We start from the raw sequence: 15,256 nt of genomic DNA on the forward strand, positions 1-15,256 counted from the left end.
TGCATGAAGTCTTACGGGCTAAAGGGTACAGAGTCAACACCCTAGGCAGAGCCTCTTTTAAATACATTCCCAGCTTTCAGGCTGGGAACGAGACGACACAAGTTTTTGGGCTTTTCTTAGTGCCATTCGGCTATGGAAGCTTTATATCTGGCTGCACTTTTGGCTTCAAACAATTCTTCCTTTTAAACTGGGTAATAACCCAGAACTGTCGTTATTGAGCTTGTCTTTGGCGCAGCCTATCGTAGAGAAGGAAAGTATTTCATTCATAATTCTTTCCTCCTGCCTCCTGCCTTCTGCCTTCTGCTTCCAGCTTTCTCTTATAAAATTTGCAGAACAACTAGTGTCATATCATCAGTGTTTTGCTTATCAGCACCAATGAATTGCTGAACTTGGTCAAATAGATAATCTACAATCTCCTGTGGCCCATTGCAGTACTTACAAGCAGTATTGAAGCTAGCGACAAAATTATCTTCATCGAAGCGATCGCCACCAGCGGCAGCAGCATCAGTCAAACCATCTGTATAGTAGATAATTGTATCTCCAGGTTCTAACTGTGCCTGGGCATCCTCATATTGGCTGTTAGCATCCAAACCGATTAGCATACCGAGAGTATCTAAACGGCTGACAGTTTTTGTAGCTGCGTGCCACCACAACGGAGGATTGTGTGCCGCATTGCTATAAGACAAAACTCGGTTATGGGGATTATATTCTGAATAAAATAGGGTTACAAAGCGGTGGGAATTTTCCAAATCCGCATACATAACTCTATTTAAGTTTTGCAGAATTCCTGCTGGGGAATTACCATGTAACACTTCTCCCCGTAACATTCCCCGCATCATCGTCATAATCAGCCCAGCGGGTACACCTTTGCCCATAACATCTCCAATAACCAAACCCCAGCGACTATTTTCCGTGCTGCCTTTGGTCTTGGGCTGAATCTTATTGTGATTGGTAGCAATAAAGTCGTAGTAGTCTCCGCCAACGCGATTGGCAGGTTTACAGCGTGCCGCTAGGACTACACCAGGGATTGTGGGACATTGACGTGGCAAAAGCCGCCGTTGAATTTCTGCGCCAATTTCTAGTTCTTGGTCTAGGCGTTCTTTTTTTCTTAGTTCTACAGCTAGTTCATCGTTTTCGATCGCTACTGCTGTTTGGTCTGCCACTAACCTAACTAACTTTTGCCTAGTTTCTGTCCAACTATATTCTGGATCGCGGCTCAAGACATAGAGCCATCCCCGTTCTGTATGCTTCACCAGAATCGCCGTACCAAAGATTTGCACATCTGGCCCCAAATAGCGATGCATCTGGTCATCCAAAATCCCTGTGGCATTGGCTAGGGGCGCAGTATTGGGCAAAAGTGTGATTTGACTACTGGCTATTTCTAGCGCTTTGCGGATATTCTTGCGCTGACCACTATCTTGCCAATGTAACTGTTCTAACCTGACTTGACCATTAGGTTTGTAGAGAAACAGGGCGCTGCCGTCTGCATCTGTCACTCTTGTTGCCATCAGCGGAATCAGTTCCAAAAACTGATTCAAATTATTGAAACTTCTCAGGGCAAATCCTAAAGAACTTAGCAAATCTTGAATTTTGTTCTGTTCCCGGTGCAACCTTGCCACGAGTTCTTTAAGTGCTACGACTGGTGTGACATCTGTCGCGGCACTACTATTGCTGTCAGTGGGTTGAGAGGGCAGTTGAGACACAGGCACAGGTACTATTGCACTTTATATTGGCAGATTATTAGATTACTTATAAACTTTTTGGCTTTGGCATTGCTAAACCATATTTAGACAAGACTTGTCATTTTAGCAAGAGTATAAAGACGTAGCAGACAAATTTTATAAGTATTTTATTTGCTTATTGTATTTATGATGGAATATTAGCAATTCCAAATCATGTATTTTTAGTCCAAACCCAACCAGTAAAAATTACTAGTTTCGGTGATAGTTCATAAAGCTTTTCATTTTTTCATAACTTAATTTCCAAAGCATATCTCTAAAGTCATAAAAATACTTTGTTCAAAGAATAATTCAGAATGACTGCTTGGAAAGATGCAACTAGGAGACTATAAGTCTTCTGAGTCAAAACCTCTAGTAGTTCTCAAATCAAGCTTGGTTTGGTAAAAAACCGACTTACACTCATTCCCAAACCTGAGAAAATGTAAATAAGTCTTCAAATACTTAATTTGTATACCATAATTGCTGGGATAATTGCCAAAATCGAGTTTTTCCATTTTGATTTTCTCGTTTTGCGAATTTTGAGTTGCTGAAGATGCAAAACTTAAACGCATTGAAACGGAATAAAAATGAGATAACCCAATCTTTTGAGCCAGCGGTAACAGACTTAAAACATTAGCCCGCAATTGATTTTAGGGTTAAGCCATTTGGTAAGTGTAGGATATGAATACAAAAGATGACACTAAATCTAAAAAAATCTCCTCCAATAACTTTAAGTCAAAAACCAGAAAGAGTGTTCTTGTTTAACCATGAGAATTCAAACCTCTCAATTTACTAAAAAGATTTGTAGATACTTTCGCAAGTAGCAGATGAGAATACACCTGAGAGTGTTGAACCAGCTTACTTACACCAATTCTCTTTTTGAGTCCACAGTGAACGATTCTCCGAAATTCTAATGTTCAGAAACCGTCCTTCTTTAGAGATAGGCGTTGGGCAAACAGATGAGGCTCGTAACTCTACTCTTGAGTAAGCTAGATGCAGCCTGCCCTATTGCTTCTCCGTAGGAGTACAAGTAGCCATAGCTAGTAACAGTCACCGAGGGAGGAGAACCCTCCCGCAGTGCCAGACTCACCCGCGCTGGTTTCCCAACGCGCTGCCCACCGTTCAGGCTGCTGTCTATCCCACAATATTTGTATTTGTGGGGGTGGGCGTCTTGCTTGACCTTTAAATTGCTGCAAGATGGGAGTTTACAGACTTTTTATGTCGCAACTAAATGCCCATGCTGCTACATTAAAAAAGTCCATTCAGGACATGGAAAAAGGGCATTAGCTTGAAATTTTAGCAAAAGTCACCCATTTGTTGTAAAAAACTTATGGTTTTAGGACTTCAACTGTTTCTAGTTAGTTCAAGTGATAATACCAGATCAGTTATCCCTAAATTTATCAATTTGTCAAGAAAAATTTTTAACTTCAAATTTTTCAATTAGCCACTCAAGAGAGCTTCGACAAACTCATAGCTCGAAAAGGGACGCAGGTCTTCAATTCCTTCGCCAGCACCAATAAAGCGAATGGGTAAACCTAGCTGCTGCACCACTGCAAGGGCAACGCCGCCTTTAGCAGTTCCATCCAGCTTGGTTAAGACAACACCACTCAGTTGGGCAGCTTGGGAGAAAACTTCGGCTTGCCGTAGTCCATTTTGCCCTAAAGTGGCATCTAGAACCAAAAGAGATTCTACTTTGGCATTTGGGGCTTTTTTGTCGATAATTCGCCGGATTTTGCCGAGTTCATCCATTAAATTTTTCTTGTTTTGCAGTCGCCCCGCTGTATCTACCAGAAGTAATTCCGTTTGACGCGCTTGGGCGGCTGCGATCGCATCAAAGACAACTGCTGCTGGATCTGTATTCTTTCCCGGATTGGCAATTACATCGACGCCACTTCTACTACCCCAAACCTTCACCTGTTCCACAGCAGCGGCGCGGAAGGTATCTGCCGCCCCAATCAAGCATTTATAACCAGATTTTTGTCCTAGATGGGCAATTTTGCCGATGGTGGTGGTTTTGCCGGCACCATTTACCCCAGTGATTAACCAAATATTTAAGGTTTCTTTTTCTGGGGTAAAGCTAGTTTTGTGGGATGTTTTGCTCGGTGCATCCAGCATATCCCGCAGAATTTTTTTCAAGTAAGCGATCGCTTCTTCAGGTGCAGTAACTTCTTCTCGAAGTTTTGTCTGTAGGGCATTGATAATAAAGTCTGTCGCCTCTACACCCACATCAGCTTGCAGGAGCAATGCCTCAATTTCTGTCACAGCAGCCTGGTTAAGAGGCCCTTGACCGACGATCGCCTTCAGTTGGTTAAGAATACTACGACGAGTTTTGTCTAACCCTTGCCGGAGTTTTTTCAGCCAGGTAATTTCTTCAATAGAAACGTCTTCTGGATTTCTACCTTGAGCTGCTAAAACTTTCGCCGACCAGACAAACCCATCATCAAATAGCAGTCCAGGAATTTCCTCTCCTGTTTCTGAGGTTGTAGCTACTGGCTGTACTATCTCCGGTTCTGGAACTTCAATGGCGGTAGCTATTAGTTGTTCCAGCTTGGCTTGCCGTTCTGCCGCCGCCCTTTCTAAGAAGGATGGTGCTGTTGGCTGTGTTGGTTCTGGCGTCGCCAGTGGTTCGGTGGGTGTTGACTCAACTTCACTTAGGGTTACTTCTGGGCTGGCAACATTTGGCTGATCAGCAATTGCCGCGACTGAGGAATTTTCTGTAATTTCTTCCTCAGTAGCAGCTAGGATAACTTCTGTCTGTGCTGTTTCTGCGGTTGTATTAACAGGTTCTTCAGTGGCTTCTGGCTCGGTAATTTCTGCAATTGCCGTTTCTGGGGTTTCAGGTTGTACTGATGGTGCTGAGGTATCTGCTGAATCAGACGGGGTTTCTACTACCTCAGCTTGTTGTTTTTGCTGAATATTCTTGTAGGCAGCTTTAGCAAACGCCAACAAGTCTGCCGTCGAGTCTGGTGCAGTTTCAGCAGTTGGTGTTGACGTTTCGGCCGGCTCTGGTTGGGGTTCTTGTACAGGAGGAGTTTTTTCCTGTTTCTGATCCGAGGAATCGTTATGTTGACGACGGAACCAATTAAATACCATTGCAGCAGTATTAGTTATATGAGCTATAAGTTATAAGTTATGAGTTTAATTTAACTTTGCACTTTTTCTTGGGGTGAAAACTTCCGGGTTATCCTCACCTTTGGGGGTCAGTTTCCGGAAAATCGTTACAACAGAAGTTTTCCTGCGTTCACGCAGTGTCTCGAAGGGAGAAATTCCGCTCGGAGGAAGCCGCAGAAGCGGCTACAAATTTTTCTCCATAGCAGTATAGAAATTACGAATTACGCAGTGGTACTATGCTGTTTTTTTCTGTTCAGTGACTCGGCGCAAAACACCGTTAATAAACCGATGCCCATCATCTCCACTGTAGCGTTTGGCTAGTTCCACAGCTTCGTTGATGGCGATACTGTCTGGAACTCCTAAGAACTTCATTTCTGCAACGGCGATTTGCAATATGTCGCGGTCAATTTGGGCTAGGCGAGTTACTTGCCAATCTACTAAGGCAGCAGAAATGAGTTCATCTATAATATGTCGATTTTCGTGGACGGTCATCACAAGCTCTTTAGCGTAATTCCGAACTCCCTTGTCCTGATTAGCTAACTGAATCAATACTGGGAACTCAACTGCCGTACCTAACTGATTAATTGCTGTCTGGGTGCAGGCGATCGCTTCTTGAAGCATTGTTCTGGCAGAATTAAGGTCGGAGGCCCGAGTTTGGCTACTTAAAAGGCGATCGTTACTGCGTTGGAGTTCCCCTGCGGCATTATCAAGGGTATCTTGCACTTCTGTAGTCAGAGTGCGTACTGCTCCTAGCACCAACTTGGATACTAGTTGATCGTCTTCCAATTTATCTAATTTCTTTGGGTTGACTGGCAATTGGCTAAGGCTTAAAAGCGCCAATTCACGAGCAATTTGCTGGGGTTTACGAGGTTGCATAAAAGTAAGTAGTGATTGTGCGAGAACTGATTAACTTGGCTGGACAAACTTACAAGTCTATCAATTTTGGCACAGTCAAACAACAACATTACGGATTTGCTTGTGACTTTGCCAGATTGATTTTAAGTTTCTTCAACGGGAATAGCCTGCTGCTTGATTTCGTTGTGTTTCACCTCCAAGGTTGACTCTTTGGGGAAAACCAAGGGTGTATTGGGGGCGACAATGCCACCTGATACAACTATTTTAAAGGCGTCTTCAATGGACATGGAGAGGTTCACCACCTCGTCTTCAGGAACGACTGCGTACCATCCAGTAGTCGGATTAGGAGTGGTGGGGATAAAAACACTTAGCACGGGGCGAGGCATCTGAGCTTGGATATCACTGCTAATTGCACCAGTGACAAAGGCGATCGCCCAAATTCCTCGGCGGGGATACTCTATCAAAATTACCCGGCGAAACTTGCCATTAGAATCTTTTAGTATTGTTTCTAAAAGCTGTTTGAGAGTTTTGTATACCTGCCCAGCTAAGGGAATTGCCTGTAAAAACCGCTCACCAAAATCTAATAACCACCGCCCAGCAATGTTTCGAGCCATTAAGCCCATCAGGAGAATACACAGTAGTGGTACAGCTAATCCTACTAATAAATTCAGTAGATTTACTAAAAGTGGATTTAACCCATCAAAGGGATTTAGTTGTTTGGGAATTTGGGTGAGGAAGTTGATTACCCAAGTAGCAATGGTAATTGTCAGCCAGATAGTGGTTGCTAGGGGAATTACTACCAACAAACCAGCAATCAGGTCGTTTTTTAAGTCCTGTTTTAGGCGATCGATTACCAAGCTTCGATTCTCCTGTTTTAAGCTAGAGGAACTTTTGTTATTGGCATCCATACCAGCAGATTTGTCAAATTCCGAAGACTTTAACTTTAGGCAGTTTTTGCCACAAGTAACTGTCCAAAACGCTAGCAAGTTGGTGCTGCCGCAAAAATACGCACTTGTTGCTGTAAATCAGCTATTTTCCTATAAGCATACACATAGACCTTAACCAATACGATGGCGACTGGTTATTTTCAGAGGATGTTACTTTTCTTTGCAAGACTTGTAAATGATTGTTGCAAGTCCTGAGATATTACTAATCTACCGCGCTCAATCAAAAGCTGCTGATGATTGTGAAAGTACTATAGAGTAACCCAAATAATTATTTTATCTGGTCATTCACTCACCTTTGAGCAGCAGGGGCTTTTATGAAAATGTTCTGTTAAAAATATTAATTTATAATGGTCGTATTTTTTTAGATGTAAAAGGCGGTAGGGGCGCACAGCTAACTATGCGCCCCTACTTGTGAATTATGATTTTGCGATCGCATACTCGCCCGATCGCTGTTTGTTTATTTTTCTAGGAATCCTTCTAATCTCTAGTCCTCTTTATGCCGCATCAGCCTGTGTAGTTTCAGAATCTACGCACTGCACCTGTTGCGTACTCTCTTGTACCAGAATTGCTGTTGCATCTAAATTAGGTTTTGGTAGATACTTCATTTCCCAGACTTTGAGCAAAATTAGATATTCGTAGAATGCCTGCAATGTACACCAAGCGATTCCGGCGCGTCCATCTAAACAACCACCTAAGATAAAATACATATATACGAACCGTAGCAACGGTCTAGCGGGTAAACGTAAAGACAAATCTTTTAGGGCGCGGCGTTTTTCGACTTCCGATTTACCAAAGAATAAATCTTGCCAGTTAACCTTTCCTTGTTCTAGTTGATACAATGTTTCTTGAGCTTCATCTGTGGAATAACGGTTATGTTTATCAATCCAGCGGCTCAAGCCTTTGCTACAAGTGTAGTGTGGGTATGTTTCTTTTAAAAAGCTAGTTGCACCGTCACAAACTTCCCGCTCAGTATGACCGTAGTCTGAAAACCACACTTTCCCGTGGCGGAAGAGTCGCATTTGGTAACGAGGATACTGTGTGCTGTAGCGAATCCAACGATTCATAAACATGACACGTTCAGCCACATAGTAACCGATGTAGTCTGGATTCTGACTTGCCTTTTCACATTCTGCAAACAGTTCTGGTGTCATGCGCTCGTCAGCTTCGAGAATGTAAACCCATTGGTGCTTTGGGGGGATAGACTCTAACATCCAGGTGCGTTGGCGTCCGTGGCTTTCAAAAGCGTGTTGAACGACGCGGATAGGATAGCGACTAGCGATTTCCACAGTGCGATCGCTACTGCATGAGTCTACAACAATGATGTCATCCGATAGCATCGCCGATTCGATACAAGCAGCAATATCTAACTCTTCGTTATATGTCAGTATGTAAATTGAGAACATTACCCAAGTTTTATAGTTAAAAGTTAAAAGTTAGGAGTTAGGAGTTAGAAGTTATTCTTCCTTACTCCCCACCCCTGAAAGGATTAGCGTGCAGTAGCTCTAGGTTTACCACCTTGTACAGCACCCCTACCTCTTAAGCCTGTCCAGCCGATGATAATGTAACCAATAGACAACAGCAAACTGCTAATCCCAATCCGTAGGCCAGACTTCCAAGCAGTATCTTTAGCTTGTTGCAGTGCTTCGTCTCTGCGCTGACGAACTTGGCTCAATTGTTGAGTTTGCAGCGTTTGAATATCTGTTTGTTGCTCGATAGCTTTCTCAAGTACTTGGGGATCTGTTTTAGCCTTCTTCAGTAACTCTTTGATGTTTGCGGGAATTTGAGCGCTTTCAAGTGCTTGCTTATATCTCTGCTCATCTTTGAGAATTTCACTAAACTGAGCTTTGGTTTGGTTTCGCAGTTGCTCTAGTTGAGCTTTTCCTTGCTCAGTATTCAGTTGTGCTTGCAATTGCGATAACCGAGTGTTCAGTTGAGTTTCTGCCTGATCTGCTTCTTGGGTGATTCGGTTGAGTGTTTGAGTCTTAGCTTGATTGACGTTATTGAGGTGCAGAGGAAAAATCAGCAAGAACATCAACCCTAAAATACTTGAGATGATCAGAGCGGGCAATCTTAAATCGACACCTTGGGGGCGATCGCTTCCGGCATCAGCACTATCAAACCAATACCCTGCAAACAAAAGCCCCAGTCCTACCAGAGGAACAATTCCCCGATCAACTAGCGCTGTTGCCAAATTGATTTGCCATACCCGATCAGTCGGTTGAAAGGGTAACAATAGAATCAAAAAGTCAACGAAAAAGGACAAAATGCAGATTATTCCAACTACCTTAACTGTGAGGGCAGTACTCACGGAAGTAAAACGGTTAACCATAGTTTTTCAAACTGGCGGTGAATACGAGTGATTTTCATATTTCAAGCTACTTAAATATTGTGCCCATGACCATGACTGTTGTGTAGAAACACAAAGCAGATTCAATACTGGTAAAGGCTATCTGCCTCTTGGTTTTCAACTAGGCCACAGTAACATTTGTTATGTACAGTGTCTTCAGAAAATTCCTGGTGTTTTAAGATACAGAGTGAATACAGTGCTGAAAGAAAAAACTCATTAATTACTCGAATTACCTTATAGCGGTTCTCAATCGGTCGTGTAACTTCACACGATTAATAAAACCAGTCCATAAATAAAGTAGTCCCAATAAACGTTTAACTACATAAAAGGCAAGACTCAATTCTCCAGCTTCGTCGATATAAATCAGCCACGACTTAGGAAGGTAATATTTGTGGATCGAGGTCATCTCACAAATGAACTCTGGTTCACTGGAAAACTAAAACCAAAAAATGTTCACTGATAACTGTTTATTAACCAATTTTAGGTTTCACCAAGGTTTAGCCAGTAACATGGTGTAAGGAAAAGAAAAAAAAATCTTTTCTCCTCAACTTAGAAAACTTTTTTTAATGAATTTGAGATTTAAAAATTTGGATGTGGGATTGTATTTAAAAAATCTCACATCCAAATTTTTTCTATGCAATATCAGGGGGTATCTGTTTTGGCGATCGCTGTTGTCGCAACTGTTGTTGCATGAGTTTTTCTAGTTCAGAACGCCGAACTTCCACGGTATGAGTGGTCTTACCCGGCGTCTCCAAAAAAACGATACTATCTACGGGTTCTAATGCCACCAATTGAAACAAAATATGGGTGACAGGAACAATTTTAGCTAGCATTTGAGGGTCAAGCCCAGCAGGGGAAATTAGAGAGACATCCTGTATGGTAGGGAAAGCGTAAATCACACGCTTTTCCAATCCTGGATTAGCACGATTGCTCAACGTAGTTAAAACCCAGCTTGACTCCGAATTTTGGAGAATATAGTACTGGGAGTAGCGTAATTTTTGAGCGATCGCTCTAAGGGCAGGAGCAATTGCTGCAATCAGATTTGGTGTTATACCATCGCGGGGTGCATTGTCAATCAGCAATTGAATTTGTGCTTCTAAATCCATAATGACTTGTATACGGCTCCTGGGTAATGGCAATAACATCTATCAAAGTGTGAACAATCCCATCAAAGTTGGGAATAATAAAATCAGCCACATCCTCAATGTCGGATTGGTCTGCGTTTAGCTTATACGTAAAACTCAAAAAGCCAATACCCACAGTCGTACAGGTTGTATTTAAATACTTAGGGTCTTTTGAAAACCGAGACTATGAATTCAGCCGCAACCGCAACTATTCCATCTGCAACTATTCTGGGAGACAATTCTAAAGGCGTGGAGGTGATCTTTCAACTCCTGTCCAAGGAGTTTCAGCAGTCAACCAAAGCTTCGGAAAAAAATTGCCACGATGTCGCAACACGTATTACTACCGAAGTCTACCGGATTTGTCATGAAAGCAAACGCATTCAAGCTTCTGGGTCTGTAGAAAGCTCGGCAATGACCCTGGCTCGGCATCGGCTGCAACAATGTCTCAGGTACTATCAGTTGGGTTCAAATCGGGGCAGGGTAGAATTACACAGTACTCTGAGTGCAATTATTTATCGATACATTAATCCCCCTCAGAGACAATTGAGCTATCAAGGGCGGCTGACCATCATTGAAGATTTTCTCCAGAGTTTTTATCTGGAAGCGTTGAATGCTTTCCGGCGAGAAAATCAACTTGGTGCTACTTATCGCCCTCAGACACTCTTGGAATTGTCCGAGTATATGGCATTTACCGAGCGCTACGGCAAGCGACGCATTCCTTTACCAGGCCGTCAGCAGCAGTTAATTATCCTCCGGGCACAAACTTTTTCCCAACAGCAGCCCCCGGAAACTAGTGTAGATATAGAACAAGCCGCAGAAGGTAGCAATAATGAAGGTGACGGTTCTTGGGAAGAACCAGCAGTGCATCAATTGCGCTCCACAATGGCGACGCAAGCTGAACCCGAACCCGAAGAAGACACCTTGCGCTCCGTTGTCGTTACGGAATTAATGAATTATCTCGAACAACGACAACAATCTGATTGCGCTGATTACTTTTCCCTCCGTCTCCAGGATTTATCAGCACAGGAAATTGAGTCGGTTTTGGGTTTAACTCCTCGTCAGAGGGATTATTTGCAGCAGCGCTTTAAGTATCATTTGATTCGATTTGCCTTGTTACACCGTTGGGAATTAGTTCACGAGTGGCTGGAAGCTTCTTTACACACCAATTTGGGCTTAACTCCCCAGCAATGGCAAGTATACACAGCACAGCTGGACAATAAGCAACGGTCTTTATTAGAGTTGAAGCAACAAGGACAAGCTGATGAAAAAATAGCAAAAACTTTAGGGCTGTCAATGGCACAACTTCAAAAGCGATGGTTTAAGATTCTTGAGCAAGCTTGGGAAATTCGTAACTCATTAGTGTCCGGATCAGGTGCATCTACTCATGAATAGTGACTCAGAATCCTTACAACACCAGTGTCTCGATTGGTTATTGACAGATGATGTCAAAAATAACGAGCAATCGGTAGAATGTGAGGAAAATGACGGGGTAAAAAACCTCCTTAAAGAAGCCACCGCTTCAAAAAGCAGTGAGCCAAATTTGGGAGGAACACCCCAGACCTTTCAATTGGGAGAAATTCCTACTGTGCAAGATCGTTTTCAAGCCGTCCTTAAGCATCGGTTACAAATCCAAGCCCAAGACCACCCACCGTTGTTTCCCTGGGAAACACAATTAATCGATTATCCTGATTTTGTTGATGAGCCTTCAATGACACTCGTCCCTACGTGGGGATGGATGGTACAACAGTCAAAGTTGAACTTGCCGACTCGCTTACCGGAAAGGGTTTTCCAGCAATTGCTAGAACAGTGTCAGGCTTTGGTGACATCTTCAGTGCCGTTGGGGGCAAAATTAGTTCAAGTGGTGGAGAACTTTTTTCCCAATGAGTCTCAAGCACTAAATGACATAGCTGGATTGGTGCTAAGAAGCACCTATCGCTCTGTAAATACTCTGGAGACAATGCCCACTATTCAGAGCGATTACTCTGATTTACAACCGCGTCAACAGATGGCTTTGTCGTTGCTAGCAGCTAAACAACTGCTGGAAAATCTGACTCTACCACTTTCAGCAACCAGTCCAGTGGTTGAAAGAGAATGGCTAACCAGTGTTGGTACTTTGAACATCAGAGTAGAGTACCAGTCTCTAGGTAAACTTACAAAGTTACTTGTTCAAGCTGAGTTACCCGTTCAAGGAACTTTAACGCTGCGGGGAAGTGGCACATTAGCAATGGCAACATCTTCAACTTCAGAATACTTAAGTGTAGAGTTAAGCTGCGAGCAACTTAACCCAACTTATACCCTAGAAGTTGAGTTTCCAGAAATAGACCAACAGCCATTGTTGTTCGTCATTAATCCCACGATTTAGTTTAAAATACCACCGCTAGCACACTACGTCGCCCAACGCCGACATATATTAAGAGGATTTTCCTAGTTTTGAAGCTCATCCTATTTTGCAACAAGCGGTCATTAGGGTGTCTACGAGAAGCAGTTATTACAAAGACACAAGGACACGGAGAAATTTAATCATTTCTCCGTGTCTCCACGTCTCTCTCACCGTCTCTTCTGGCTTCGCCGATCTCCCCCTATCTATCATTTTTTTGACACAGTAGTAGGGTGGCCAATTAAGTCCCCCGCATTGTGTCTGTCGCATCTACATCATTGCTTCCATTAGACTCAAATGTTTAACTTATCCAGGATGAATCGGTTTTGGCGTCTCCCTGTAGGTAATTTCTGGCGGCAAAATCCGCAGGGGTCGCCTTTGATAGAAGTAGAAGATTCAATTTTCTTGCGGGTGCTGGTGCTAGCGTTGGTTATTTTGGGAATTGTGGCGACGGATATCGCCGCTGAGACTTCATTTAGTTTTTGGGCGTTACCCCTAAGTGTAGTAGGCGCGATTTGGAGTTATTATCGTCGCTGCGATCGCAATGTTGCAGTTAAGTTCTGCATCGCCATCGGAATGTTAGTAGCACTGGGTGCTTTTTTTGGGCGATTAGTGGGTGAGTTAAATGATACACGGTTGAGTTTGGCAGAGTTATTAATTCAACTCCAGGTGTTGCATAGCTTTGATACACCTCGCCGCAAAAATTTGGGCTATTCAATTGTTATAGGACTGATTTTATTGGGTGTGGCAGCAACGCTAAGTCAGACTTTAGCATTTGCACCTGTGTTGCTGTTGTTTTTAGCGATCGCTTTACCAACTTTAGTATTAGATTACCGCTCACGCTTGGGTTTGCAACCATTAAAAACTCAAAAGGAAAAATTCAATAAGAATAATTCCTCAACTCTTAATTTTAAATTTTTAATTCTGAATTTTTTGCTAATTGTCGGTCTGGGACTGGCTATTTTTGCTGTTTTACCTAGATTTCCTGGCTATCAATTACGGAATTTTCCTGTAAGTTCTGCTATTCAAGTAAAAGGTAATTTCACAGGACGTAGTATCATTAATCCCGGTTATGTCCGCGAAGGCAATGGTAATGGTCAAGGCGGTGGTAGTGGTGGTACGGGGCAAAACCAAGCTGGTAAACCAGGAAAAGTAGATAATAACTTTTATTACGGTTTTAATAGCCAAATTAATCAAAACCTGCGTGGCGAGATGAAACCTAAAGTTGTGATGCGGGTGCGATCGCAAGCTGAGGGTTTTTGGCGGGTGCTAGGATTTGACCGTTATACAGGTAAGGGATGGGAAGTTTCTCGGAATGAAGATGTTACGACTATTAGGCGATCGCCTTGGTCTTACCAAATTTTTCTTCCCCCACCTCTGATTAATACTAAAACCCAGGAGATAGTACAAACTTATACAGTGGTAGCGGATTTGCCTAATCTAATTCCAACGATGGCATATCCCAAAGAGATTTACTTTCCCACACCAATGATCGCTGTTGATAAAGAAGACGGATTGCGATCGCCTGTGGAATTATCAGAAGGTCTTACCTACACTGTAATTTCCGAAGTACCATACCGCGATCGCACTTTATTAGGTCAAGCTTCTACAAAATATCCGCAACAGATTAAAAAGCATTATCTGCAAATTCCTCCCGAAATTTCTGAAAAAGTCCGTCAACGCACCGAAGAAATACTCGCCAACTACAATCAGGAACGAGTCGCAAAGTCTTCTAAAAGCCTAGATTCACCCTATGAAAAGGCTCTCTACTTAGCTCAATACCTAAAGCAAAACTACTCTGTACCGGAAAATCCCTTAGAACTGCCTTATTTAAGTGAAAAAGAAGACTTGGTAGAAGCTTTTTTGTTCAAGTATAAAGGAGGATATCCAGACCACTTTTCGACAGTTCTCACGGTGATGCTGCGCTCCATTGGCATTCCAGCACGATTAGTAGCGGGGTTTAGTCCTGGACAGTTTAATCCATTTACAGGTCTGTATATTGTCCGTAATACTGACGCTTATGCGATGACGGAAGTGTATTTTCCTAAATATGGTTGGTTTGCCTTTGACCCCATTCCCAATCATCCCCTGATTCCCCCATCTATTGAAGACACTCAGACTTTTAGTGTTCTGCGCCAATTGTGGCATTGGGTTGCTGGGTGGCTACCTTCTCCGGTGACAGGTTTGTTGAATAATGTATTTGAGACAATATTTAGGTGGGTGATTAGAGCGATCGCTTGGTTTATCGCTTTATTTTCTCAAGGTTGGTTTGGCGTATTGACTGGCTTAATTGTGGGTACTACAACGGCTTTCTTCGCTTGGCTGGGTTGGGGTCAGTGGCGACAGTGGCGCAATCGTCGATGGTTAAAGAAATTGCCAGCAATGGAAAGCCTGTATCAACAAATGCTGCAATGGACAACCCAAAAAGGTTTGGGTAAGCATCCAGCACAAACACCTTTAGAGTATGCCAGAGTCTCATACCAGCATCACGCCCCTGCAACTGCTGAGGTAATAGATGAGATTAGCCAAGCCTATGTTGGCTGGCGTTATGGTGGTCATACGCCTAACTTAAAGCAATTGCGAGAAAAATGGCAAGGTTTGAAAAAGACTGCGAAGTAATTAAAGACTTCGTATAAAAGTAGATAGAGTAAACTATTCTCTCAACACGACCTTAATATTTTTCTTGAGCCAACAAGCGAGAACGAGTAAGATTCAAACTAACTAGGGCTTGCTGAAAAAGTGATGAAAAGCCAGAGAAGGATTAATTAGTTACTGAA

The 15,256-nt window shown here is 42.8% G+C and carries 11 protein-coding genes and 1 pseudogene; 4 read left to right on the forward strand and 8 right to left on the reverse strand.

What is annotated here, in order from left to right; translation table 11 throughout:
* On the forward strand, positions 1-218 hold a 218-nt coding region (locus tag ABF638_RS32090), incomplete at its 5' end, for a hypothetical protein (protein ID WP_435026891.1).
* A gap of 99 nt (positions 219-317) precedes the next feature.
* Here the strand turns inward: ABF638_RS32090 and ABF638_RS32095 are convergent.
* The 8 genes and pseudogenes from ABF638_RS32095 to ABF638_RS32130 form a co-directional block, all read right to left on the reverse strand.
* Positions 318-1,709 carry a PP2C family protein-serine/threonine phosphatase gene (locus ABF638_RS32095; RefSeq protein WP_435026892.1) on the reverse strand — a complete coding sequence of 464 codons (1,392 nt, stop codon included), beginning with the start codon at positions 1,707-1,709 and terminating at the stop codon, positions 318-320.
* A gap of 1,449 nt (positions 1,710-3,158) precedes the next feature.
* The gene (ftsY, locus tag ABF638_RS32100; protein WP_435026893.1) at positions 3,159-4,811 is read right to left on the reverse strand and encodes a signal recognition particle-docking protein FtsY; all 1,653 of its coding nucleotides are present in this window, start codon (positions 4,809-4,811) and stop codon (positions 3,159-3,161) included.
* Positions 4,812-5,063: 252 nt separating this feature from the next.
* Positions 5,064-5,705, reverse strand: a complete 642-nt coding sequence (nusB, locus tag ABF638_RS32105) for a transcription antitermination factor NusB (RefSeq protein WP_435026894.1) — start codon at positions 5,703-5,705, stop codon at positions 5,064-5,066.
* A 122-nt stretch (positions 5,706-5,827) separates the two neighbouring features.
* Positions 5,828-6,592: a DUF502 domain-containing protein gene (locus ABF638_RS32110; RefSeq protein WP_435026901.1), complete on the reverse strand. Its 765-nt coding sequence runs from the start codon at positions 6,590-6,592 to the stop codon at positions 5,828-5,830.
* A 533-nt stretch (positions 6,593-7,125) separates the two neighbouring features.
* Positions 7,126-8,034: a glycosyltransferase family 2 protein gene (locus tag ABF638_RS32115; RefSeq protein ID WP_435026895.1), complete on the reverse strand. Its 909-nt coding sequence runs from the start codon at positions 8,032-8,034 to the stop codon at positions 7,126-7,128.
* A gap of 83 nt (positions 8,035-8,117) precedes the next feature.
* A complete protein-coding gene (gene hpsJ-B, locus ABF638_RS32120) occupies positions 8,118-8,960 on the reverse strand; it encodes a hormogonium polysaccharide biosynthesis protein HpsJ (RefSeq protein ID WP_435026896.1) in 843 nt (280 codons plus the stop codon).
* 277 nt (positions 8,961-9,237) lie between these two features.
* A pseudogene (locus ABF638_RS32125) lies at positions 9,238-9,379 on the reverse strand (IS4 family transposase); the annotation flags it as partial.
* Between the two features lie 231 nt (positions 9,380-9,610).
* Complete coding sequence (locus ABF638_RS32130; protein ID WP_435026897.1) at positions 9,611-10,084, reverse strand: hypothetical protein; 474 nt, start codon at positions 10,082-10,084, stop codon at positions 9,611-9,613.
* 204 nt (positions 10,085-10,288) lie between these two features.
* On the opposite strand from ABF638_RS32130, the gene hetZ reads away from it, so the two are divergent.
* From hetZ to ABF638_RS32145, 3 genes are all read left to right on the forward strand, one after another.
* Complete coding sequence (gene hetZ / locus ABF638_RS32135; protein ID WP_069074249.1) at positions 10,289-11,494, forward strand: heterocyst differentiation protein HetZ; 1,206 nt, start codon at positions 10,289-10,291, stop codon at positions 11,492-11,494.
* A complete protein-coding gene (locus ABF638_RS32140) occupies positions 11,487-12,464 on the forward strand; it encodes a PatU (protein WP_435026899.1) in 978 nt (325 codons plus the stop codon). The genes hetZ and ABF638_RS32140 overlap by 8 nt, the downstream gene beginning before the upstream one ends.
* Before the next feature lie 330 nt (positions 12,465-12,794).
* Positions 12,795-15,098, forward strand: a complete 2,304-nt coding sequence (locus tag ABF638_RS32145; RefSeq protein WP_435026900.1) for a transglutaminase TgpA family protein — start codon at positions 12,795-12,797, stop codon at positions 15,096-15,098.
* Positions 15,099-15,256: the final 158 nt, after the last annotated feature.

The organism is Nostoc sp. CALU 1950 (genome assembly GCF_051172895.1).
Taxonomy (GTDB): Bacteria; Cyanobacteriota; Cyanobacteriia; order Cyanobacteriales; family Nostocaceae; genus Nostoc; species Nostoc edaphicum_A.

Coding starts and splice junctions, on each gene's coding strand:
- nusB (WP_435026894.1), bottom strand. CDS start 5,705: ATGCAACCTCGTAAACCCCAGCAAATTGCTCGTGAATTGGCGCTTTTA.
- ABF638_RS32145 (WP_435026900.1), top strand. CDS start 12,795: ATGAATCGGTTTTGGCGTCTCCCTGTAGGTAATTTCTGGCGGCAAAAT.
- ABF638_RS32115 (WP_435026895.1), bottom strand. CDS start 8,034: ATGTTCTCAATTTACATACTGACATATAACGAAGAGTTAGATATTGCT.
- ABF638_RS32110 (WP_435026901.1), bottom strand. CDS start 6,592: ATGGATGCCAATAACAAAAGTTCCTCTAGCTTAAAACAGGAGAATCGA.
- ABF638_RS32140 (WP_435026899.1), top strand. CDS start 11,487: ATGAATAGTGACTCAGAATCCTTACAACACCAGTGTCTCGATTGGTTA.
- hpsJ-B (WP_435026896.1), bottom strand. CDS start 8,960: ATGGTTAACCGTTTTACTTCCGTGAGTACTGCCCTCACAGTTAAGGTA.
- hetZ (WP_069074249.1), top strand. CDS start 10,289: ATGAATTCAGCCGCAACCGCAACTATTCCATCTGCAACTATTCTGGGA.
- ftsY (WP_435026893.1), bottom strand. CDS start 4,811: ATGGTATTTAATTGGTTCCGTCGTCAACATAACGATTCCTCGGATCAG.
- ABF638_RS32130 (WP_435026897.1), bottom strand. CDS start 10,084: ATGGATTTAGAAGCACAAATTCAATTGCTGATTGACAATGCACCCCGC.